Source organism: Candidatus Deianiraea vastatrix, from assembly GCF_007993655.1.
Taxonomy (GTDB): domain Bacteria; phylum Pseudomonadota; class Alphaproteobacteria; order Rickettsiales; family Deianiraeaceae; genus Deianiraea; species Deianiraea vastatrix.
In genome coordinates this window covers 389,903-411,050 of sequence record NZ_CP029077.1, presented here as the reverse complement: position 1 = coordinate 411,050, position 21,148 = coordinate 389,903, and the positions used below count along the sequence as shown (strand labels likewise).

The following is a 21,148-nucleotide window of genomic DNA, read 5'->3' as shown; positions in this document are numbered from 1 at the left end:
GATTACAAGAAATTTAACGGATCAACATCAACCTTAATCATTACGTCGCACTTGGCTTGAAATTTTGAAATTGTATCGTAAATTTCCTGCATAAATCCTTGCTTTTTTGCAAATGAGATTAAAATTCTAAAGCGAAATTGCCGATTAATGCGCTTTATCAAGCTTGGCGCTGGGCCAAAAATCCTTGCGATATGGGATATATTGTCATATAAGTGCTTCATCATGTTTTTTGCAATATTACTTGCTAGATCCTCATTATTTGACGATATTATGATGGCAATTTGCCTATAAAGTGGCGGAAGTGGATTGTATTTACTATCACGGCGACGCAGTTCGTCATCGTAGAATTTGGCTTTATTCATCGAGGCTATTGCCATTATTGCGGGGTTATTTTGCTGATAGCTTTGAATTAAAACAAGCCCACGCTCGTCAAATCGCCCAGCGCGCCCAGCAACTTGAGTTATCATCTGATAAGTTTTTTCATAAAGCCTGAAGTCTCCGTCTAAAAAACCCGTGTCTGTATCGACGATTACAACGCATTTTAGGTGTGGAAAATTATATCCTTTTGAGATCATTTGCGTTCCGATTATTATTTGTGTTTTTCCACTATTTATATCGTCTAAAATGCCGTCTATACTTGCTTTATCGACCTCATCGCTTGAGAAAATTTGCTGTTTTGCGCTTGGAAAATGCTTTTTCAGCTCAAGGGCAACACGCTCAACGCCAAAGCCGATTTTAACCCATTTATCAACATCTTTACACGCTTTACAGTCGTTTGGAATTTGACTTGTATAGCCGCAATAATGGCATATTGCAAGGTTTTTTGATTCATGAAAAGCCATGTTGACAGAACAGTTTTCGCATCCCAGAAATTCATTACATGCACCACACATGACGGAGGTTGAAAAACCTCTGCGATTTAGGAAAAAAAGCACCTGTTTCCCGCTTTCAATCACGTCTTTTGCAATTTGCAAGACACGGGCGGAAATGCACTCGCCGGATCTTGGTTTTTCCTCTTTTTTCGTCATGTCAACAACGATGATTTCGGGCATTTTAACCTTTGTATATCGCTCATTTATACTGTGCAGTCTATATTTTCCGCTTTTTGCATTAAAGTGAGTTTCAAGACACAAGGTTGCAGAAAGCAAAATCGCAGGAATATCAAGGATTTTTGCGCGCATTATGGCCATATCACGCGCGGAATATATCATTTTTTCGCTTTGTTTATAGGAACTATCGTGTTCTTCGTCGATTATAATCATTTTTAAATTGACAAATGGCAGTAAAATCGCAGATCTTGTGCCAACTATTACCCGTGCATCGCCGCTCATTATTTCACGAAGAATATCTCGCTTTTTCGCTTTTGTTATATTTGAATGCCATAAAAGCGGCTTTATACCGAGCTTTTCTTCAAAAAAACTGCTTGTTTGTGGGGTGAGTGAAATTTCCGGCAGCATTATGAGGATTTGCGAATTTTGCTTATTATTGGCTTTATTTGAACATGGATGGTGCCCATCTTGACTTATTTTTTCGCACGCCGCGCTATCGCATTTGCGTGTGCTGTATTGCGATAAATCAGCATCGGAGTTTGCGTTATCAGAGTTGTTTTTTTCTCCATTTGCAAGATTATCGACACTATTATTTTTCAAGATTTTCTCAATTACAGAAAGGTAAATCATGGTTTTTCCGCTTCCAGTTACGCCATCTATTACATGGGTTGAAAATTTATCACAATCGGCGATGATATTATCTGAAATTTCCCTTTGTTTATCTGACAATTCTATAGTTTTTATAGCAGGGATTTTGTCTTTTTTAATCTTACTTGAAATTGCAAAACCTTTATGCAAAATCTCATAATTTGTCATAAAAGCATCGATAACTTCGCCAATTTTTTGCATATTATAGCTTGCAAGTTGGTGTATAAAGGAAAGCATTTTTTCATCAATTACAAGTGGTGTTTTTTCGTGTATTTCCTTGATTTTTGCAAGGTCAAAGTCGATATTTTGGGGCAAAATTTCAGACATTATAACGCCGTATTCGGTTCGCGACATTATTTTACACAAAACTATAGAGCCAATCGGCATTTTTTCCGATATTTTGTATGTGAGCAACTTGTCAAAAGGCGCCGCAATTGCAATTTGATAGTAATAAATCTGCATTTTTCCAAGAAATCATAACATTAGAAAGTAAATATTTATAAAATTCAACACTTTTATATCAGAATTTCAACAATCATGAATTCATAATTTTACTATAATTCATTGCGATTTTTTCTTTACTTACTTTTGTATAAATCTGAGTAGTAGAGGGGCTTTTATGCCCAAGTAGCTCTTGAATTTTTCTAATTTGCCCTCCATTTTCAAGTATCGCCGTTGCACACGAATGACGAAGACAGTGCGGCGTTAAAGAGTCTGATAAATTGAGATTTTTGCGTATATTTTCAAGGTTTTTTTGGAAAATTCTGGCAGAAAATTCAAGCCCAGTATTGCTTATGAATAAAAAATCTCTATCAAATGGGCAAATTTGCAAATAATTATTAATTTTACTTGATGCAATGTCGATAATTGGCACAATTCTTTCCTTTCCTCCCTTTCCGGTTATTGCGATATATCCTTTATTTTCAAGATATTTAGCTTTGGTAATTGAAAGAGCCTCTGAAATTCGCATACCAGTTGTATAAAGAAGTGTAACTAAAGCTATATCTCGCCTTTTTTGCCACTCTTGTTTATAAATTGAGAAATCTTGATTTATATAGCTAATTATTTTTTCTATTATTTCGTTATTTTCGGCTTTTGGAAGGCGAGATCCAAGTTTTGGCAGGCGAATATTTATAATATTTTTGAGCTCAAAAGCCTCATAATGGTTGTGATTTATCAAGTATCTTGCAAAAGATTTTAGGCATGAAATTTTCCTAGCTATTGTTTTTGCAACAACTCCATCGTCATACATTTTAGCAAAAAAATCACGAATTTCATCTTTAGTTACGGTATTCATGTTTTTGGAAATTGATAAAAGATAGGTTTCGAATTGCACAAGATCTATAGTGTAAGCCGATATTGTATGATGTGAAAAATTACGAAAATTCTTGAGAAATTCAATAAAATTACCAATGTTATCCATAAAATAGACACAAGACATCTTTAATATAAAGAAAAAAAAATTATATGCAATAAATTCTTGTATTTAATTTTTTATGAAATATAAAAAGTTAAAATATATTTTTCGCTTTGCTTAGAATACCGATTATTGCTTACATATTTTTATATTTTACAGCTTGGTTTATTGATTTATTCATAACATCCAAAAGTATTGCAAAAATTTCTCGTTTTTGTTTAATTGGCATCAGCTGCGTATACTCTATTGCACATTTATTGATAATTTCAAATGAAAAATATTTTATAGACATACAAACCCCATTTGCTTTACAAACTGGATTTTTACTAACAAGTAATTCAACCATGCCGCTATCAATTTTAGCAATTATAATGGGGTGTTATGTAATGTTTCGTGAGATGCAAAGCGCAAGAACATTCAAATTTGCAATTTTACAACTCTGTGCACTGTATTCTGTAAATTTTACATCTTCAAATTTTGGCATAGAGATGTGTGTAACACTATATTTTATTTCACATGTATCAATTTTTATCAATAAAATCAAGAATCAGAAAAATGTAAATAGGTCTTTAATATGCGCAATGTTATCATATTTCTGCATATCGTATGGGATGTCATATTCGTCATCTTTAATTTTACTTGGATTATTAATTTACAGTGGAATGATGCCATTTTCACTTCGATATTTGTCTCTTGATGAAGAGGAAACGATGAATGTATCGACTCTAAACTCAATAGACGCATTTTTTATGCTATCTGTTATTGTTGCTTTTATTAATTGCTCGAACCTAAATCAGAAAATTTTAAACTATGGAGTAACCGTTCCGTTATTAGGGTTTTTTATCATGTGTTATGGATTTTATAACGCAATAAGTGACAGTGTTAGGGTAAAAAGTTCATTTCATATATCGACTTTATTAATTGGACTACTTGTTGCAATTTTAGGGGTTGTACCAAATGAATATAATTTACAGGATATAGTCTGGTATATAATGCCTATGTTTTTTGCATCATTTGCTTTATCTGTAAACAGAGTAATGATTGGATTTGGTACACCAAGATATACATCTGACAGGAACAATGAAATAATTTTACTTAGCATTTTATCTGGAGCGCCAATTATATCCCATCAATGTGCAAAATATCACATAACCGTGATAATGAAATATTTTGGAATTTTAACAATATTTGGTCAAGTCTTTTTTAGCATACTTTTACTAAAAAGTATTAACAGCTTTAAAAACATGATTAAAAATACAGATCAAAGGCATGTTTTAAATGAAAAAATAACTATATATACATCGTTAATATTGTTAATTGCATCTGGTATAAAGGATTTAAGTTTATCATACTATGCTTTTGTAATTAATACAATATCATTTTTCATTATATTAATATTGTGTTATTTATTATTTCCAAAGATAACACTAAAGGAGAGAAAAGATAAAATAGCAAAATTTATATCAAGATTTATTAATTCCATAATTGCAATTTATGACATGACGATAATGTATATATCATCGTTGGTTAAAAATATTAAACACCTCATGGAAGATGATGTATCTTTATTTAAGTTGGTTATTAGAGATTTAAATAGTGAAAACATATCGGTAAAAAGGCAAAGCAGCGTTATAATGATATTTATAATTCTTGGATTTGCGTTAATGATTAAGATTTTTAGTTAAATTATGGCTATATTATTTATTATTTTGGCATATTTGTTTGGATCTATTCCATTTGGGCTACTAATTGGACGGTTAAAGGGTGTGAATTTAAGGCAAGTTGGCTCTGGAAATATAGGGGCTACGAATGTTGCAAGGGCGCTTGGAAAGAAATATGCATTTTTAGTCTTTCTTTTAGACGGAATAAAGGGTTTAATTCCGGTGCTACTTGCAAAAGAATTTTTAATTTCGCATGAACAAATTGAGCTTGGCGGTGCTTCAAATTTGTATTTAATAGGCATTGCGGCTGTAATTGGGCATATTTTTCCAATTTGGTTAAAATTTCGTGGAGGAAAAGGCGTTGCAACAACATTTATGACATATTTTGGATTTAATTGTATTGTGGCAATAGGCGTTATGCTTTCATGGCTTAGTGTTTTTGTGCTTTTTAGAATCTCATCACTATCTGCAATAATCGCAATTACAGTCGGCATTTTTCTGTCCTATCTATCAGCAGATTATAACCTTATCATGTTTTCGGCTTTGTCTTCAATTATTGTCATTGCTCGGCATAAAGACAACATTATTAAACTTTGTAGTGGAAAAGAAAGTAAGTTTTAGTTTATGAAATCTATTCGTGGTGTAAATGATTTTTTTGGCAGCAATTCAGAAAAATTTACGCAAATTACAGAAATTGCATCAAAAGTATCAAAGCAATTTGGTTTTCAAAGGTTAATTACGCCAACTATTGAATATTCTTCGTTATTTGAAAGAAATTTAGGCGACAGCGACATTGCATCGAAAGAAATTTACAAATTTGAGGACAAAAGCGGAGAAATGATAGCACTTCGCCCTGAGTTTACCGCCGGCGTTGTTCGGGCAGTTTGTGAAAATGGGGATTTAAAAAATGGAAAACTGCCATTAAAGTTATTTTCTTTTGGGCAGGTTTTTCGCTATGAAAGACCGCAAAAAGGCAGATATAGAGAGCTTAATCAAATAAATTTTGAGATTTTCGGTAAGCCGTTATTGCAATATGATATAGACATAATCTTGATAGCAAGAGACATTATATCATCTCTTGGGATAAAAAATGCCGTTTTAAATATGAATTTCATTGGCGGGCTTGACTCAAAAAACGCATATACAAATTATTTAAATGAGTATTTTGGCAGGTATAAAAACGATTTATCGCAAGATAGTCAAAAGCGTTTAGAAGTCAATAAATCACTCAGAATTCTCGATTCCAAGGACGAAAATGACAAAAAAATATCCCTTGATGTAAAGCCAATATCTGATTTTTATGACACGCAAACAAAGGTGAAAATAGAGAAATTTATTGAGATTTTAACAAGTCTGAATGTTCCATTTGAGCTAAACCCATCTCTTGTTCGTGGCCTTGATTACTACACGGATTTGGTATTTGAGTTTATATCCGAGGATCTTGAGTCAAAATCGCAAAATGCTGTTTGTGGTGGAGGAAGATATGACAAAATGGTAAGCCAAATTTCTGACAATAAAATGGATCTTTGCGCAGTTGGATTTGCAGCCGGAGTTGAAAGACTTATACATCTTTGCAATCTTGAAGCTCAAAAAACGCAAAAAATGGCTATAATTCCAGTTTCCAGTAATGAATTTACGCAAAGTTTTCAAATTCGTGAAAAAGTAAAACTGGATAGCAGATTTCAAGATTTTCATATAGAAATAATTTGCGACGACTTTGCTGTGTCAAAAAACATGAAAAAAGCAAGCGAAAGTGGGTTTGATTTTATTTGCGTAATTGGCGAAGATGAAGTAGAATCTGGCACTTTTGACATTAAGAATTTATCGGACAAGTCTATTATTAAATTTACATTATGAGAGTTTTGCAGATTGTTCCAAGTTTAAATTCAGGCGGCGTTGAAAGGTGTGTTGCGGAAATTTCAAATTACCTAATTTCTCAAGGTGACGAGGTTTTTGTTATGTCAAGCGGCGGATGGATGCAGATGCTATTTAACAAAAAATGCAAGCACATAAAGGCAAATGTTGCAACAAAAAATCCATTTAAGATAATCTCAAATGCCAAATATATTCGAAAATTTTGCGAAGAAAATAAAATTGACATAGTTCATGTTCACTCGCGTGCGCCAGCTTGGAGCTGTTATCTTGCAAGAAAGCGCTCTAAATTTAAGCTTGTGACAACTGTTCACGCTATGTATTCAAAGTCAAATATTATAAAAAAATATTACAATTCGATAATGCTAAAAAGTGATACAATTATAACTGTTTCTGATTTCTTGAAAAATCACATTATACAAGAATATAACACAATGGGAAAGAAAATAAATATAGTGAAACGAGGCATAGAGGTTGATGTGTTTTCAAGATCGAAAGTCTCCCATCAGAGGTTATCAATTTTAGTGTCGGAAATTCGAATTCCAGATAACAAATTTATCATTACAGTGCCAGCTAGAATCACAGAATGTAAGGGTCATTTGTACGTAATTCAGGCACTTAGCATGATAAAACACGCCGATTATTTATGTGTATTTGTTGGAGATTGGAATAAAAAAAGAAAATATAAAAACAAACTTGAAAATATTATTACAAAACTTAATATGGAAGATAAAATTAGTTTTGTTGGATCAGTAAAAGACATGGCAGCAATGTATTTCCTTTCAGATTTGGTAATACTTCCATCAATTAAACCAGAATCTTTTGGTAAAGTGATTATTGAGGCAGGTGCAATGGGATGCACGATACTTAGTACAAATATTGGAAATCCTCGTGATATAATAGTAAATGGCGTAAATGGATTTTTAGTAGAGCCGCGCGACGCACTTTCAATGTCTCGCAAAATTATTAATATAATAAATTCAGGGATAAATAAAGACACGGAATATAAAGACTCTGTTAGTAAATATTTTACATCAAATTTTAATGTTATCAATACATGCAAGGAGGAATATGAAATTTTTAAAAAAGTTCTTGGTGTTAAAAATACTCAAGCTTTATAGGACAAATTAGAGATTGATATCATGAGCAATATTGTCAGTATTTAAGCACGAAATGTGATCAATTCTACCCAAATTTTTTACATCGCAAAACTGCATTATTGAAGCAATTTCGTCATCGCTTGCGCAATTGAAAATTACACCACGAATTGGAAGTTTTTCCGCTTTTAATGCAGCAATTGTAAGCAATGTGGAATTTATGACACCAAGACCACCTTTGGCCACGATTATTGTTTCAAGATTAAATTTTTTTGGAATGTATGTCATTAAAAACTCATTATTTATCGGAACAAATATGCCACCTGCGCCTTCAACAATTAAATTTTCACAGTCAGGAATTTTGATTTTTTGAGCGTCGATATCAATTTTTTCATATTTTGCTGCTATATTTGGCGAAAGCGGCGCAAGTAAATTGTAACTTGGCTGGAAAATCTCAATACCCATCGAGGATATATAATCAAAATCTGTGCCAAAAGCCGACCCTGATTGAATTGGTTTGCAATATTTAAAGCCAAATTTTTTACAAAGCAGCATGGAAACTAGCGTTTTTCCAACATTTGTGCCAGTTCCTGTAATAAAAAACCTATTTTCTTTCACAAAATAACATTAAAACTTCGTAATCAATATCTATGATTTTATTATCTTCAAGTATTTTTTTAATATTTGCAATAGAATTTCTATTATTACTTAAAGTGCCGAATTTTGCTAGATTTTTTATTGCCTTATTCATTTGCATTTGTGTTTTTACCCGAAATATTTCAGATTTAATATTAAATTTTTGCCCTAAAACCTCTATAATATCGGCATTTTTTGGAAATTTTGTGATGGTATCAAGCGCGCCAAGCTCTAAAATGCGATTTTTCACTTGCATCAGTGAATTTTCTACAGGAATTGCAAAATAAGCGTAATTTACCTCTAGAGTTTTTAAAAATTCTAACAAATTTTCACCAAGCCAGTGCAGGCTCATGGATGATATTATCCCGTCGTAATCGGTATATTTGCAGTTTATAGCACTTTCTATTTTAAATTTAACATTGCTGTTTTCCACTTTTTTTTTCGCTATTTCTATTGAGTTTTTTGATATATCAAGGGCGGTAATTGACGAATTTGTGAATATTTTTGAGATTTTCTGTGTTAAATTACCGGTTCCACAGCCAATTTCGCAGATTTTATCAATATTTATGCAGTTTTTTTGTATAAAAAGCGAGAAATAATCGGCAATTTGAGATTGCAGATATGCATTTTCATCGTAGGAAATTGCGTATTTATCAAATTTATTTGCAATGTTTTTCGTCACATCATGCCGCATATAATCTTAAAATTTTCACTAATTTATCGATATCCTCTTTACTGTGACTTACATTAAGCGATACTCTAATTCTTGAAGTTTGCACAGTTGGCGGCCTTATACTTGGCGCAAAAATCCCAGCTTCCATAAGGCTTTTTTGACAATTTATTGCATCAATTTCAGATGGCATTAATATGGGGAAAATTTGACTTTTGGACTGGGTTATTACATCTTTTTCAAAAAAACCGCTAAGATAATTTCTGTTTTCAAACAATTTTAAACGCTCATTTTCCAAGGATGGAAGCAGTTTTATAGCGCAAATCGCAGAGCCAATAGCAGGTGGATTTATCGCGGTTGAATATACAAAACCTTGGCAGAAATTTAATAAATAATCTGAGATTTTCGAATTAACAGCGATATAGCCGCCTTGAGATCCAATTGCCTTACTTAAAGTTCCCATGGAAAATTCGATTTCACCTGCATATTTTGTAGATAAACCATAGCCATTTTCGCCAAAAACACCGATAGAATGTGCCTCATCTATATAAATCATAAAGCCGTATTTACGCTTTAATGCAATTAGATTATCAATATCCAAAATTGTTCCATCCATACTAAAAACCCCCTCTGTGATTACGATTTTATGCTTTTTTGTGCTTTGTTTTAGGCGTAATTCAAGGTGATTTAAGTCAATATTATTGTATCGAATTTGATGACGATTTCCAATTCCACTGTGAATTGAGGCGTGATTTAGTTTATCTGAAAAAATATCGATTTCATTTTCGCTATAAAGTGACAAAATTGCCGATAAACACGCGTGATTTGCCATAAAGCCACTTGAAAAAAGCAGGGCTTTTTCTTTATTTTTGCATTTTGCAATCAACTCTTCCAGCTCAAAATATGCATCAATACTTGATAAAACGCGCGAAGATCCGCCTCCTGTGCCATATTTTTTTGCAAAATCACAAGCACTATTAATGACTTTTTCATTTTTTGCAAGGCAAAGATAGTCATTACTTGAAAAATCTATGTCAAAATCGGATTTTTTTTCAAGGATTCTAAGTTGATTTCTTGCGATTTTATCTGCAATTTTTACACCAACTCGATCTTCAAAATTCATTTTTTCAATAAAAAATATATTACAATATCCAAATTAATTCACAATATTTTAATCAAGTATAAATTCAATTCATCATTTACTACCGCAGTTTCATTGTATTTAAGTATTTTGCCATTACTTGCAAGTCCATTTCCATCTAGTAAATATCCAAGCTTTAAATAAAGTCTAAACGCATTTGCATAATCTGAAGTTAGCCCGACACCAAGTCCAACTTTATTACTAGTGATTTTTGCAATTTTTTCACACTCCTTAATCAACAAAGTGCCAATTCCTTGATTTTGAAATTTTCGCAAAACATTAAGATCTGATATTTCCGGTATATTATTATTTGCAAAATTTTCATACTTTGATTTATTCAAAAGCGTCGCATATCCAGCAAAAATATCGCCACTTAATGCAATAAAGCAAACTCTTTGACCCTTTTCCTGCTCATTAAAATATTGCTCAAAAAGCGATATTGGTTTACTCCAGCCAATATCATTAAAGCTTTGGTGGATTTGTATAAAATCTTCTTTGATCAATTTACGTATTATTATCATAACATCTCAATATTAAAGTTATTTAAAATCGCAATTGCCAACTCTCTTGATGAAGTGCTCGTACTATCAACCTTAAAATCATATTCATTTTTTGTCTCAAATCTATCAAGTAAATCAAGGCTTGTGCCTTGTAGTCTGTCACCTCTTGCGGTTTCTCGTCTTTGAATTTCGTCTCGTTTGCAGTCAACATAAATTAAGACATACTTCAATTCTTGTAAAGCTTTTTTATAGTTACTCAGGCATTTATAATTGCTTATCACAACTGGCACTATAAGATTTAACCCCGTTTTTGCAGTAACTGCAATCGCTTCTGGTAATGCCAAATCAACTTTAAAACCAAGTTCGCCACTTTCAATACGATATCCAGTTTGTGTATCTGAGGTATAAAAGCCAAGTTTTCCATCACCTTTTCGCTTTTCAATATGGTCTTTTCCAAGTCCATCATATCTTGGATGCAACATTGCAAAGAAAGCATCCATACAAAATATTAAGAAAGGTTCTTTTGTAATCGCATGAATTTCATTTGCTATACTTGATTTACCAACTGAAGATGTTCCGTTTAGCAGGATGATCATAGTCTAAAAATTATCCACAATCCACTCAATAGTTTTGCAAACTTGCTTTTGAACTTCTATGTTGTCATCTTTTGCGTCAACATGATTATCACAATAACTTTCATGAACGGCTGTTTTTGGTTTTATTACTATCCATTCAAGATTTTGACGTAGTGGATTTTCTTGCGTTCCTTCTTTTGGAATTACTCCATCGTCAGTTGAGGTATCGCTTGCTTCAAACATTAAAATTTTTAGATTGGCATTCGATTTAATCGGACATCTTCTGCCATCAAGTGAAATTACAAAATCAATCATTTCTTCGTGATTATTTGCAAAAAATTTAGCAATATCTCCACCATTTGAATGTCCACCTATGATAAATTTATCAAAGTTCAAAGCTGGAAATTTTTTCTTTAATTCATCTATTACAAATAATAAATTCTGCTCTGCGCGAATCCACAAAGGCTTTCTAACGATAGCTTGAACTGCATTTGGGTCAAGGGTTTCAAGCCCACCTGTATCGCCTGGTAAATCGTGTTGAATTGATATAAAATTATAGCCTTTTGCAACGAAGAATTTTGCTAAATATTCTGCCTGTTCCATTGGCCACTTTCGCTCTCCAGCTTCAGCCTTTTTCATGTTTTCCGGTCCGCCGCCGTATCCAGGATTGTAAATTACCACTTTATTACTTTGATTATTTGAGAAATAAACAATAACAGGAATTTTACGATTTCTTGAGGTATCAAAGAAATGAAAATACTTTGGTATCATAAAAATTACAAAATAAATTTCTTATATTCAATTTTATCTTTTGTAATTTCCGTCAAGGCTTTTTTAACATATTCTGCGTCGATTTTAACTTTTTTCACAGTTTTTGATTTATCTTTTGGATATTCAAACGAAAGCTCCTCAAGCATTTTTTCAACAACCGTGTAAAGACGGCGCGCGCCAAGATTTTCGTTTTCCACATTTAAAGTATCGGCTATATTTGCAATTTCGCGAATTCCGCTTTCTTCAAACTGAACATCAACGCCATCTATTAACAGCAACTCGCGATATTGAGAAAGAAGGTTATTTTTAGTAGACGAAAGGATTTTAAAGAAATCTTCGGCGTTTAAATTTTTCAGCTTTGCACGCACTGGAAACCTTCCTTGCAGCTCCGGAAGTAGGTCGGACGGTTTATTTGAGTAAAAAGCACCACATCCGATAAACAAAATATGACGAGTGTCAACATAGCCGTGTTTTGTGCTAACTGTTGTGCCTTCAACAATTGGAAGCAAGTCACGTTGCACGCCTTCACGAGAAACCTCGCCACGCGAAGAAGCTGCATCAGAACTGATTAATTTGTCGATTTCGTCTATAAAAACAACACCATTATTTTGCACATCTTTGACAGCCATTTTTGCAAAATCTTTGCTATCAATCATTTCATCGAGCTTTTCTTCTGTAAGTATTTTTATAGCTTCCTCAACGGTTTTTTCAACTTTTTTGTATTTATCTTTACTAACTCCCAAAATTTCACCAATTGATATAATACCCATTTGAATTCCACCAGGCATTCCAGGCATTTCAAAGCTTGAGGATTGATCAAGTGTCTCTTCTTTAACATCGATTTTAATTTTAATTTTATTAAATTCGCCATTATCAAATTTTTTACGCATTTCTTTTGAGTCAGTTTCTGAATGAGATATTTCTGTTGCAAGGAGTTTATCAAAAACAATATTTTGTGCTTCTTTTTTTGCTTGTTTTGTGTATTTTTTCTTTTCTTCTGTTCTGTATTTTATTATATTTTGCTCAAGCAGATCGCGAATAATGCTTTCAACATCTTTACCAACATAGCCAACTTCTGTAAAGCGTGTTGCCTCAACTTTTATGAAGGGAAAATTGCAAATTTGTGAAGCACGACGCACGATTTCTGTTTTTCCAACACCAGTTGGACCTATCATTAAAACATTTTTTGGTATTATATCGTCTTGCAAGGCTTCATCTTTAATACTAAGCCTTCTGTGTCTATTTCTCAGTGCTATTGCAATTGTTTTTTTTGCAACATCTTGACCAACAATATATTGATTTAATTCATCAAAAATCTGCTTTGGGCTCAGTTCCATATAAAAATATATTTTTTAATTTGTAGACTCTTGATTTTTAAAATGCAATAGTTATTATAAAAATACATAAATTAAATCAGTGCACATAACAGTTTTAAAAAAAGAGACAATAGATTTTCTTGAAATTAAGAAAAATGGGGTATATTTTGACTGTACATTTGGTGGCGGTGGGCATAGCCGAGAAATGCTTGAAAGATGCGATGAAATAACGCTTTTTTGCATTGACAGAGACATGAGTGTATATCCAAATTTTGAAAAATTAAAAGCTGATTTTCCAAAGGCAAACTTGAAATTTATTAACGAAAAATTTGGGAATTTAAAGACAATTATACAAAATTTACAGCCTATAAAAATTGACGGAATTGCCTTTGACTTTGGGGTATCATCCATGCAAATTGATAGTCCTGATCGTGGTTTTTCGTTTCAAAAAGATGGCAATCTTTCAATGGAGATGGGGCTTTGCAAGATCTCTGCGCATGAATTTATCAATTCAATTGACGAGGAAAGTTTAGCCAATATTATATATAAATACGGCGACGAAAGGAAGTCAAGAATTATCGCAAAAGCCATTGTAAAAGCAAGACAAAATGAGGAAATAAAGACAACCGTGCAGCTTGCAAATATCGTAAAAGCGGCGGCTCGAAGGTATAATGACACGATTCACCCCGCAACAAGGACGTTTCAGGCGATAAGAATTTACATAAATGACGAGCTTTTAGAGATAGAAAATGCGATAAATGCTGTGTATTTCGCGGCTCATGAGGGCCTGCATGTTTCGTGTATTTCCTTTCATTCGCTTGAAGACTTAATTATCAAAGACTTTATTAAAAGTCACGATAAACAAAATCTTGAAAAAGACGATTTTGATAAAAATTACTCAAATTTTGTGCAAAAAGAACAAAAAATATGCACAAATTTACCATTTTTCGTAAAAAAATTACATAATGGCGTGATTGCGCCGTCAAAAGATGAAATTTCGCAAAATATTCGCAGCCGAAGCGCTAAATTGCGCGCATTTTCATTTACTAAAAACGAAAATTTTATTGATTAATAAAGGAGTTTTGTATATTATAATATTTATACATTGCAAAGATCTAAAAATATCATAAATTGCATAAATATTTCAAATTTTTACCTTATTGTGTGGGTGGAGATAGTATTTATCGATGCAAAAGTTATTTCGCAGCGCGGTTTTGAAAGATGGAATATTTTCCGTGGCGCATGTCCATATTGGAATAAGATTCCGCTTTAAACATTCATTAATTAGGCATTTTGTTAAAATTGATGCAATACCTTTATTTCTAAATTTTTCAGATGTAATAATTGCAATTTCGGCCTTTTCATTTGAAGTTGCACATGTATAGCACTCACCTGCAATTTCACCTCCAATTAATGCTATAAAACCAAAATTTCTTTTAAGAAAGCTTGATTTATCTTTATAAATTGTGAGCATAAAATCATACCAAGTGCAGTTTTGAAAATTATTTTCATCTAGCAAAGCAATATTAATTTCATCGCTTGCAATGTGATTAATTTCGCCCCCCTTATAACTTAGCTCGACCCTTGGGCTTAATTTCCAACCGAGTTTGAAAAAAGTTTCAAAATTAATTTCATGGCAAAAAAGTTTAATTTCCTTTTTATCGTCAAAATGGTGATTAATTTCGTTATCATTTATATTTCCTGCCAAAAACATATATGGCGATATATGACATTTTGCAAGCAAGCCGTTTGAAAGCTTTATATACTCGACATCATCCGATCCAAGCAAGGTTGCATTTGGTAATTTTAGTAAATCATTTTCAAATTTCTTTATCATATATTTCTAAACATTCTTCCTCAAATAATTTTTTTGCCCGTCGGAAAAGCCAAGTCGCTCATAAAATCGCAGTGCGCCGTTTTTTTCACGTCTTTTACCAGATGTTAATTCAACAATAGAGCATCCTTGATTTTTTGCGTAATTTTCGGAATATTTTAGTAATTTTTCACCAATTTTTTGCCCCCTAAATTTTTCATCCACCACTAAACCTTCAATAAAAGCTTTTCTTGTCTGTATTATAAATAGCTCCCTTATGGATAAAGCCACAAGTCCAGCGATTTCGTCGTTAATAACTGCCAAAAAACATCTATGAAAATCGTCATTATATATATTTAATCTCTCAAGAATTTGATCATCTGACATACTGTATTCAAGTTGCTTTAGTAGCTCTTTAATTTGCTTGCAATGCTTATTATTTGCTGTAATTATTTGCATATTACATATCAAAACCTCTTTAAAAACCATTTTTTTATGCACCGTTATCAAGTTAATTTTGCAAAGATTAAAAATTGCAAATACCAGATAATAGTTACATTATTTACCTATCAACCTCGCCAAAAACTATATCAAGAGAGGCTATTATCGATGGAATATCAGCAAGAAAATGACCACGAGAGATTTTATCTAAAATCTGCAAATGAGCAAATCCCGGCGCGCGCAAAAAGCAACGATATGGGCGATTTGACCCATCTGATATAATATTTACGCCAAATTCACCTTTTGGAGCCTCAGTTGGAACATAAGCCTGCCCAGCCGGAACGTGATAACCTTCGGAAAACAGTTTAAAGTGATGTATCATTGCCTCCATAGATGTCTTCATTTCATCACGCTTTGGTGGGGTAATTTTTGCATTGCGATTTGCGAAATCTCCATTTGGCATTTTATCAATTACCTGTTTAATTATGCGAATTGACTGACGCATTTCTTCAATTCTAATCATGTATCTATCATAGCAATCGCCGCCATTTCTAAATGGAACATCAAACTCAAAATCTTCATAATCGTCGTATGGGCTTGCCTTTCTTACATCCCAAGGAACTCCGGATGCGCGCAAAACTGCACCAGAGCAACCAAAAGCAAGAGCATCTTCTTTTGAAATAACGCCAATTCCAACAAGTCTATCTTTAAAAATGCGATTATCAAACATAATTTCGGTGTCACGAATTTTTTGCTCAAAGCCATCTGCGAATTTTTTTATGTCATCAAGTAGACCTTTTGGTAAATCCATGGCAACCCCACCTGGGCGGATATATGCGGCGTGCATTCTTGAGCCTGAGGCTCTTTCGTAAAATTCCATCATTTTTTCACGCTCATCAAAAAGCCATAAAAGTGGCGTCATAGCACCAACATCAAGCCCATGACATGCAACGCAAAGGGTGTGATTTAAAAGCCTACTAATTTCAGCAAAAAGTACACGAATGTATTTAGCGCGCTTTGGAATTTCTATTCCAAGTAGCTTTTCAACCGTCAGGGAATATGCCTGCTCTTGACACATTGGCGATACATAGTCAAGTCTATCGACATAAGGCAGGGCTTGCAGGTATGTTTTTTGTTCCATTAATTTCTCAGTTCCACGATGCAAAAAGCCAATATGCGGGTCGGCTCTTTTAATAGTTTCGCCATCCATGTTCAAAACCAAACGCAAAACACCGTGTGCTGCTGGGTGCTGAGGTCCAAAATTAAGCACCACTTCTGGTTCTTTATGTATTTCGTCTTGATTATTTTGCAAATTTTGCATACAATTATGTGACCAAAGTAAGGCAATATAAAACAAAAAATACAAATATCAAGAAGTTTTTGCTCATTGTAATAAAAACTTTTACTATAAGATTATACAACTTTTTAAACACAGCAAAAATAAAATCTTGATTATTATTTTAACAAGAGGCAAAAAACAATAACTACATATGCAATATATAATGCTTGACTGGATAAAAGATATTGAGGGAAATTTTGTGCATAAAAAAGCTGGTGATTTTTCACTTTGCAAGATGGAAGAGGCACTTAAAATCGTCGGAAATCCAGATAAAAGCTTAAAAAATGTCATACATGTTGCGGGAACAAATGGCAAGGGTTCCGTGTGCACTTTTATCGAGTCAATTTTGCAAAAATCTGGATACAAAATTTGCAAATATACCTCACCCCATATAGTAAATTTCAACGAAAGGATAGTCTTTAACGGCCGCCAAATTACAGATGATGAACTTTTTGAGATTTCCGAGTTTTGCAGGGAAAAAATCTCTCATCTTGAGCTTAGTTTTTTTGAAATAACTACAATTATTGCCTTCATTTTCTTTGCAAAAAGCAATCACGATGCGGTAATTCTTGAAACCGGACTTGGCGGAAGGCTGGACGCAACGAATGTAATTTCGAAAAAATTATGCGCTATAATAACATCAATTTCCCTAGACCACATGGGCATTTTAGGCGATACAAAAGAAAAAATTGCTGCCGAAAAAGCTGGAATTATAAAAAATTGCGATTTTGCAATATGCGCAAAGCAAGAAACTGGTGTGAAAAACGCAATAATTGATGTCGCAAATGAGCTAAATAATGGCAAAATTGAAATACTTTTTGATAGAAATGATTTTTTTGCAAACGGAAGAGGTGAGTTGAATTTTAACTTCACTTTCGCGGCACTAAATACCAAAATTTACGGCATTTCATCAGGAATATCAGGGCTTCATCAAATAAACAACGCATCACTTGCTATTGCATGCTGCCTCAAGCTTTCCGAAATCCTTGATAAAATTTCAAAAACATCAATTAAAATCGGCATAAAAAGCGCTTTTATAATGGGCAGAATATGCAAAATTAAACACGGCGAGATTAAGAAATTAATCCCAAATTTCTCAAAAACATGTGATTTTATCGTAGACGGAAGCCACAATATTGACTCAATTTTAAAGCTTGCAGGCTACATAAAGCGTGATAAAAACCTAGATAAAATCGGTATTTTTTCACTTTTGTCCGACAAATCATGCGATGAAATATACGAAGTTGTAAAAAACATAGGATTTAAAACGCTTTATATATGCGAAATTGCATCGACAAATCGCCGCGAAAATCTTTATAAAATCGCAGAAAATCTTTCATCGTGCAATGTCGTCAAGTGCAAAAATTTAGCCGAAATATTTGAAATTCTAGGCAAAACAAGATTTGAAAATACATCATTTTACCTTTTTGGATCTATGTTTTTCTTATCGGATTTTTATAAGTTAATTTTCAAAAAATATAATCACAAATATTAATATTTCTACAAAAAATCAGAATAAAGAGGCTAAAAATAAAAACACTGATAACAGATATTAAATTTCTTTTTCCTTTAACAACATCAATATCATCTCTATAACGCTCAAATTGAATATACGAAAGATTGTTTTTCTGATACAAAAAATGAGCAAAAAATCCTGCAAATAACATGTGAAATGCAAGCATAAAAATTGCATTAAAAATACTACCAGATATTATATACATTGCGACAAAAACAATTGCAAGCATAGAAACATTAAGATAAAAGTGATTATCACAAAGTATCTTAATTATTTTTCCTTTAGAAATCATCATTATTAACCAATTTCAAACATAAATTCAACCTCAACAGCACAGCCAAAAGGCAAAGACGAGACACCAAAAGCCGATCTTGCATGCTTACCGTTTTCACCAAGCAAAGAAACAAGTAAATCAGATGCACCATTTGCAACAATGGAGTGTTGATCAAAATCCGAAGCTGAATTTACAAGAACTGTAATTTTTATACATTTTTTTATCTTAGCAAGATCCGAAATATTTTTTTTCACTTGCGATAAAGCGTGAAGTACACAAATTTCTGCAGCTTTTTTTCCATCTTCAATAGAAACATTTTTACCTAGTTGTCCCGTGATAAAACCGTTTTCAGTTTTTGGCAACTGACCAGAAACATAAAGAACTCCATTTGATAAATTACAAGGCACATAATTTGCCACAGGCAAGACAGCATCTGGTAATTTTAACCCTAATTTCTCTAAATTTTCAACTATTAAAGACATATTTTAAAATGACATAACATGCTTATATAGACTTTTTTTTAAAAATCAACATTTTTTTGTTGACTTATAAAATTTGTACTTGTAGAAGTTAAATAAGTTGATATAAATTTATGGCTGTACCTAAAAAGAAAACATCACCTTCAAGACGTGGAATGAGAAGAGCACATATGGCTTTAAAGGCTAATTTATGCGATGTAAAAATAGACCCAGTAACTGGAGATCATGTAAGAAATCACCACCTTGGAAAAAATGGAATGTATAATGGTATTAGAATAATTCCTGAAAAAGTTAAAACTGAGAAAGTAAAGGAAAATTAATATTTTTAGTTTTTCAAAAGAAAATACTATCAAAATTGTCACCTACTTTTTCGTGTAATAAGAATAATGCCAGTAAAAATATTTGACACAACCCTACGAGACGGCGAACAAACCAATCATGTCTCTTTTTCGCCAGATGAAAAGCTAATTATTGCACAAAACCTTCTTTCTGTAATGAAATTTGACATGGTTGAAATAGGAAGTTGCAGGGTTAGTGAAAAAGAAAAACAAAGTATATCAAAAATATCATCATGGGCAAAAAATGCAGGTTTTATCGACAATATCTCAGTATTATCTTTTTGCGATAATGATAAATCTATAAATTGGCTAATGCAAACCGAGTGTCGTAATATAAACCTACTTACAAAAGGCTCTCGTCGTCATTGCGAAATTCAACTTAAAAAAACCATAAAAGAACACATTGCGGATATAGAAAAAACGCTAAATTGTGCAAGTAAAAACGGAATTTCTGCAAGCGTTTATCTTGAAGATTGGTCAAATGGAATGATTCAAGATGAAGGGTATGTCATGGAAATATCAGAATTCTTGGTTAAAAATAGCGTAAAAACATTAATTTTATGCGACACGCTCGGCATTTTAAGCCCATGGCAAACTTACGACATGGTCTCAAAAATGAAAGACAAATTTCCAAATTCCAATCTGGATTTTCATTGTCATAACGATTACGGTTTTGGAACGGCTAATGCAATTTACGCCACAAAAGCTGGAATTTCACGCATCCATGGAACAATAAATGGGCTTGGCGAAAGAGCTGGTAATGTAAATTTATCAGAATTTATCGTATGTTTAAAAGATCATCTTGGAATTGACATAGGTGTATCTGAGCACGATATATACCCAATAAGCTCAATTGTTGAGAGGTTTTCTGGGAAAAAACTAGCACACAACGCACCAATTGTTGGAAAAGATGTATTTACCCAAACCGCTGGAATACACGCAGATGGCGATAACAAGGGCGATTTATACATTTCAAAGCTAAATTCGAAAAGATTTGCACGAAATACTCAGTATTCACTTGGAAAAATGTCTGGCAAGGGAAGTCTTGAAATAAACCTAAGTCAGCTTGGCATAACTCTAACAGATGAACAAAAATCACAGGTTTTATCGCATATTATTTCAATGGGTGATGAAAAAAAGTCAATAACACAAGACGACTTACCATTTTTAATAGCAGATATTCTTGGCACAGATATTGTCAAAAATTTTGAAGTTTTGGAGTGTATTATAACATCGTCAACAACACTTTTACCGGTTGCAAACATTAAAATTCGCTATATTAATCAAGAATTTTGCGCAAATTCAAGCGGAAACGGAGGATATGACGCTTTCATGAACGCACTGCATTTAATATCGCAAAAAGCTGGTTTCAAAATCCCGCAATTACAAGATTTCGAGGTCAGCATCCCAAAAGGCGGGCAAACAAACGCCTTAGTTGAAACCGTAATCCACTGGGAAAATTCAATTCGAACATCTGGCGTTTCAAGTGATCAAATAATGGCTTCAATTCGCGCAACTGAAAAAGCAATTAATTTGGTCAACTAGACCATCTTAACTTCAGTAAGACAAGTTATTTCTTTGGCTACCAATTAGAT

22 protein-coding genes are annotated in these 21,148 nt (G+C 33.0%); 8 read left to right on the top strand and 14 right to left on the bottom strand.

The window, feature by feature from the left end; translation table 11 throughout:
- Positions 1-2 precede the first annotated feature (2 nt).
- Together priA and deia_RS01830 are read right to left on the bottom strand one after the other, a co-directional pair.
- A complete protein-coding gene (priA, locus tag deia_RS01835) occupies positions 3-2,159 on the bottom strand; it encodes a replication restart helicase PriA (RefSeq protein WP_146820471.1) in 2,157 nt (718 codons plus the stop codon).
- Positions 2,160-2,232: 73 nt separating this feature from the next.
- Positions 2,233-3,120, bottom strand: coding sequence for a tyrosine-type recombinase/integrase (locus deia_RS01830; protein ID WP_161982795.1), 888 nt, complete (start codon positions 3,118-3,120; stop codon positions 2,233-2,235).
- A gap of 107 nt (positions 3,121-3,227) precedes the next feature.
- Between deia_RS01830 and deia_RS01825 the strand changes: the two genes are divergently transcribed.
- From deia_RS01825 to deia_RS01810, 4 genes are read left to right on the top strand one after another with little or no spacing between them, the layout of a single operon-like run.
- Positions 3,228-4,799, top strand: coding sequence for an ATP synthase subunit B family protein (locus deia_RS01825; RefSeq protein WP_146820469.1), 1,572 nt, complete (start codon positions 3,228-3,230; stop codon positions 4,797-4,799).
- Positions 4,800-4,802: 3 nt separating this feature from the next.
- Positions 4,803-5,396 carry a glycerol-3-phosphate 1-O-acyltransferase PlsY gene (plsY, locus tag deia_RS01820; RefSeq protein WP_146820468.1) on the top strand — a complete coding sequence of 198 codons (594 nt, stop codon included), beginning with the start codon at positions 4,803-4,805 and terminating at the stop codon, positions 5,394-5,396.
- Positions 5,397-5,399: 3 nt separating this feature from the next.
- Positions 5,400-6,632 (top strand): histidine--tRNA ligase, encoded by a 1,233-nt coding sequence (gene hisS / locus deia_RS01815; RefSeq protein ID WP_146820467.1) that lies wholly within the window; start codon positions 5,400-5,402, stop codon positions 6,630-6,632.
- Positions 6,629-7,768, top strand: coding sequence for a glycosyltransferase family 4 protein (locus deia_RS01810; RefSeq protein ID WP_146820466.1), 1,140 nt, complete (start codon positions 6,629-6,631; stop codon positions 7,766-7,768). The genes hisS and deia_RS01810 overlap by 4 nt, the downstream gene beginning before the upstream one ends.
- A gap of 6 nt (positions 7,769-7,774) precedes the next feature.
- On the opposite strand, the gene bioD is transcribed toward deia_RS01810, so the two are convergent.
- From bioD to hslU, 7 genes are read right to left on the bottom strand one after another with little or no spacing between them, the layout of a single operon-like run.
- Positions 7,775-8,362 (bottom strand): dethiobiotin synthase, encoded by a 588-nt coding sequence (gene bioD, locus deia_RS01805; RefSeq protein ID WP_146820465.1) that lies wholly within the window; start codon positions 8,360-8,362, stop codon positions 7,775-7,777.
- Positions 8,349-9,074: a methyltransferase domain-containing protein gene (locus tag deia_RS01800; protein WP_146820464.1), complete on the bottom strand. Its 726-nt coding sequence runs from the start codon at positions 9,072-9,074 to the stop codon at positions 8,349-8,351. Before deia_RS01800 ends, bioD begins: the two co-directional genes overlap by 14 nt.
- Positions 9,064-10,173 (bottom strand): aminotransferase class I/II-fold pyridoxal phosphate-dependent enzyme, encoded by a 1,110-nt coding sequence (locus tag deia_RS01795; protein ID WP_146820463.1) that lies wholly within the window; start codon positions 10,171-10,173, stop codon positions 9,064-9,066. Before deia_RS01795 ends, deia_RS01800 begins: the two co-directional genes overlap by 11 nt.
- A gap of 38 nt (positions 10,174-10,211) precedes the next feature.
- Positions 10,212-10,712: a GNAT family N-acetyltransferase gene (locus deia_RS01790; RefSeq protein WP_146820462.1), complete on the bottom strand. Its 501-nt coding sequence runs from the start codon at positions 10,710-10,712 to the stop codon at positions 10,212-10,214.
- Complete coding sequence (locus tag deia_RS01785; protein WP_146820461.1) at positions 10,709-11,287, bottom strand: phosphotransferase-like protein; 579 nt, start codon at positions 11,285-11,287, stop codon at positions 10,709-10,711. Before deia_RS01785 ends, deia_RS01790 begins: the two co-directional genes overlap by 4 nt.
- 3 nt (positions 11,288-11,290) lie before the next feature.
- Positions 11,291-12,037 carry an alpha/beta hydrolase gene (locus tag deia_RS01780; protein WP_146820460.1) on the bottom strand — a complete coding sequence of 249 codons (747 nt, stop codon included), beginning with the start codon at positions 12,035-12,037 and terminating at the stop codon, positions 11,291-11,293.
- A 5-nt stretch (positions 12,038-12,042) separates the two neighbouring features.
- The gene (gene hslU, locus deia_RS01775) at positions 12,043-13,374 is read right to left on the bottom strand and encodes an ATP-dependent protease ATPase subunit HslU (protein WP_146820459.1); all 1,332 of its coding nucleotides are present in this window, start codon (positions 13,372-13,374) and stop codon (positions 12,043-12,045) included.
- Positions 13,375-13,453: 79 nt separating this feature from the next.
- Between hslU and rsmH the strand changes: the two genes are divergently transcribed.
- On the top strand, positions 13,454-14,425 hold the full coding sequence (gene rsmH / locus deia_RS01770; RefSeq protein ID WP_161982793.1) for a 16S rRNA (cytosine(1402)-N(4))-methyltransferase RsmH: 972 nt from the start codon (positions 13,454-13,456) through the stop codon (positions 14,423-14,425).
- A gap of 72 nt (positions 14,426-14,497) precedes the next feature.
- Here rsmH and deia_RS01765 read toward each other — a convergent pair whose 3' ends face one another.
- From deia_RS01765 to deia_RS01755, 3 genes are all read right to left on the bottom strand, one after another.
- Positions 14,498-15,190, bottom strand: coding sequence for a GNAT family N-acetyltransferase (locus tag deia_RS01765; protein ID WP_146820457.1), 693 nt, complete (start codon positions 15,188-15,190; stop codon positions 14,498-14,500).
- A gap of 6 nt (positions 15,191-15,196) precedes the next feature.
- Positions 15,197-15,625 carry a GNAT family N-acetyltransferase gene (locus tag deia_RS01760; protein WP_161982792.1) on the bottom strand — a complete coding sequence of 143 codons (429 nt, stop codon included), beginning with the start codon at positions 15,623-15,625 and terminating at the stop codon, positions 15,197-15,199.
- 103 nt (positions 15,626-15,728) lie between these two features.
- A complete protein-coding gene (locus deia_RS01755; RefSeq protein ID WP_146820455.1) occupies positions 15,729-16,928 on the bottom strand; it encodes an NADH-quinone oxidoreductase subunit D in 1,200 nt (399 codons plus the stop codon).
- Positions 16,929-17,097: 169 nt separating this feature from the next.
- Between deia_RS01755 and deia_RS01750 the strand changes: the two genes are divergently transcribed.
- On the top strand, positions 17,098-18,441 hold the full coding sequence (locus deia_RS01750; protein WP_146820454.1) for a bifunctional folylpolyglutamate synthase/dihydrofolate synthase: 1,344 nt from the start codon (positions 17,098-17,100) through the stop codon (positions 18,439-18,441).
- On the opposite strand, the gene deia_RS01745 is transcribed toward deia_RS01750, so the two are convergent.
- Positions 18,416-18,757: a hypothetical protein gene (locus tag deia_RS01745; RefSeq protein WP_146820453.1), complete on the bottom strand. Its 342-nt coding sequence runs from the start codon at positions 18,755-18,757 to the stop codon at positions 18,416-18,418. The genes deia_RS01750 and deia_RS01745 overlap by 26 nt on opposite strands.
- 2 nt (positions 18,758-18,759) lie before the next feature.
- Complete coding sequence (locus tag deia_RS01740) at positions 18,760-19,218, bottom strand: RidA family protein (RefSeq protein WP_146820452.1); 459 nt, start codon at positions 19,216-19,218, stop codon at positions 18,760-18,762.
- 110 nt (positions 19,219-19,328) lie between these two features.
- Between deia_RS01740 and rpmF the strand changes: the two genes are divergently transcribed.
- Entirely contained in the window at positions 19,329-19,535 is a 207-nt protein-coding gene (gene rpmF, locus deia_RS01735) for a 50S ribosomal protein L32 (RefSeq protein WP_146820451.1), read from the top strand.
- Between the two features lie 66 nt (positions 19,536-19,601).
- Positions 19,602-21,098, top strand: coding sequence for a LeuA family protein (locus tag deia_RS01730; RefSeq protein WP_146820450.1), 1,497 nt, complete (start codon positions 19,602-19,604; stop codon positions 21,096-21,098).
- Positions 21,099-21,148 lie beyond the last annotated feature (50 nt).

Excerpts from the sequence above, each read along its gene's own strand:
- plsY (WP_146820468.1), top strand. The coding sequence starts at position 4,803 with ATGGCTATATTATTTATTATTTTGGCATATTTGTTTGGATCTATTCCA.
- deia_RS01745 (WP_146820453.1), bottom strand. The coding sequence starts at position 18,757 with ATGATGATTTCTAAAGGAAAAATAATTAAGATACTTTGTGATAATCAC.
- deia_RS01795 (WP_146820463.1), bottom strand. The coding sequence starts at position 10,173 with ATGAATTTTGAAGATCGAGTTGGTGTAAAAATTGCAGATAAAATCGCA.
- priA (WP_146820471.1), bottom strand. The coding sequence starts at position 2,159 with ATGCAGATTTATTACTATCAAATTGCAATTGCGGCGCCTTTTGACAAG.
- deia_RS01760 (WP_161982792.1), bottom strand. The coding sequence starts at position 15,625 with ATGCAAATAATTACAGCAAATAATAAGCATTGCAAGCAAATTAAAGAG.
- deia_RS01730 (WP_146820450.1), top strand. The coding sequence starts at position 19,602 with ATGCCAGTAAAAATATTTGACACAACCCTACGAGACGGCGAACAAACC.
- deia_RS01785 (WP_146820461.1), bottom strand. The coding sequence starts at position 11,287 with ATGATCATCCTGCTAAACGGAACATCTTCAGTTGGTAAATCAAGTATA.
- deia_RS01750 (WP_146820454.1), top strand. The coding sequence starts at position 17,098 with ATGCAATATATAATGCTTGACTGGATAAAAGATATTGAGGGAAATTTT.
- deia_RS01790 (WP_146820462.1), bottom strand. The coding sequence starts at position 10,712 with ATGATAATAATACGTAAATTGATCAAAGAAGATTTTATACAAATCCAC.
- deia_RS01765 (WP_146820457.1), bottom strand. The coding sequence starts at position 15,190 with ATGATAAAGAAATTTGAAAATGATTTACTAAAATTACCAAATGCAACC.
- deia_RS01800 (WP_146820464.1), bottom strand. The coding sequence starts at position 9,074 with ATGCGGCATGATGTGACGAAAAACATTGCAAATAAATTTGATAAATAC.
- deia_RS01780 (WP_146820460.1), bottom strand. The coding sequence starts at position 12,037 with ATGATACCAAAGTATTTTCATTTCTTTGATACCTCAAGAAATCGTAAA.
- hisS (WP_146820467.1), top strand. The coding sequence starts at position 5,400 with ATGAAATCTATTCGTGGTGTAAATGATTTTTTTGGCAGCAATTCAGAA.
- deia_RS01740 (WP_146820452.1), bottom strand. The coding sequence starts at position 19,218 with ATGTCTTTAATAGTTGAAAATTTAGAGAAATTAGGGTTAAAATTACCA.
- deia_RS01810 (WP_146820466.1), top strand. The coding sequence starts at position 6,629 with ATGAGAGTTTTGCAGATTGTTCCAAGTTTAAATTCAGGCGGCGTTGAA.
- deia_RS01755 (WP_146820455.1), bottom strand. The coding sequence starts at position 16,928 with ATGCAAAATTTGCAAAATAATCAAGACGAAATACATAAAGAACCAGAA.
- deia_RS01830 (WP_161982795.1), bottom strand. The coding sequence starts at position 3,120 with ATGGATAACATTGGTAATTTTATTGAATTTCTCAAGAATTTTCGTAAT.
- rpmF (WP_146820451.1), top strand. The coding sequence starts at position 19,329 with ATGGCTGTACCTAAAAAGAAAACATCACCTTCAAGACGTGGAATGAGA.
- hslU (WP_146820459.1), bottom strand. The coding sequence starts at position 13,374 with ATGGAACTGAGCCCAAAGCAGATTTTTGATGAATTAAATCAATATATT.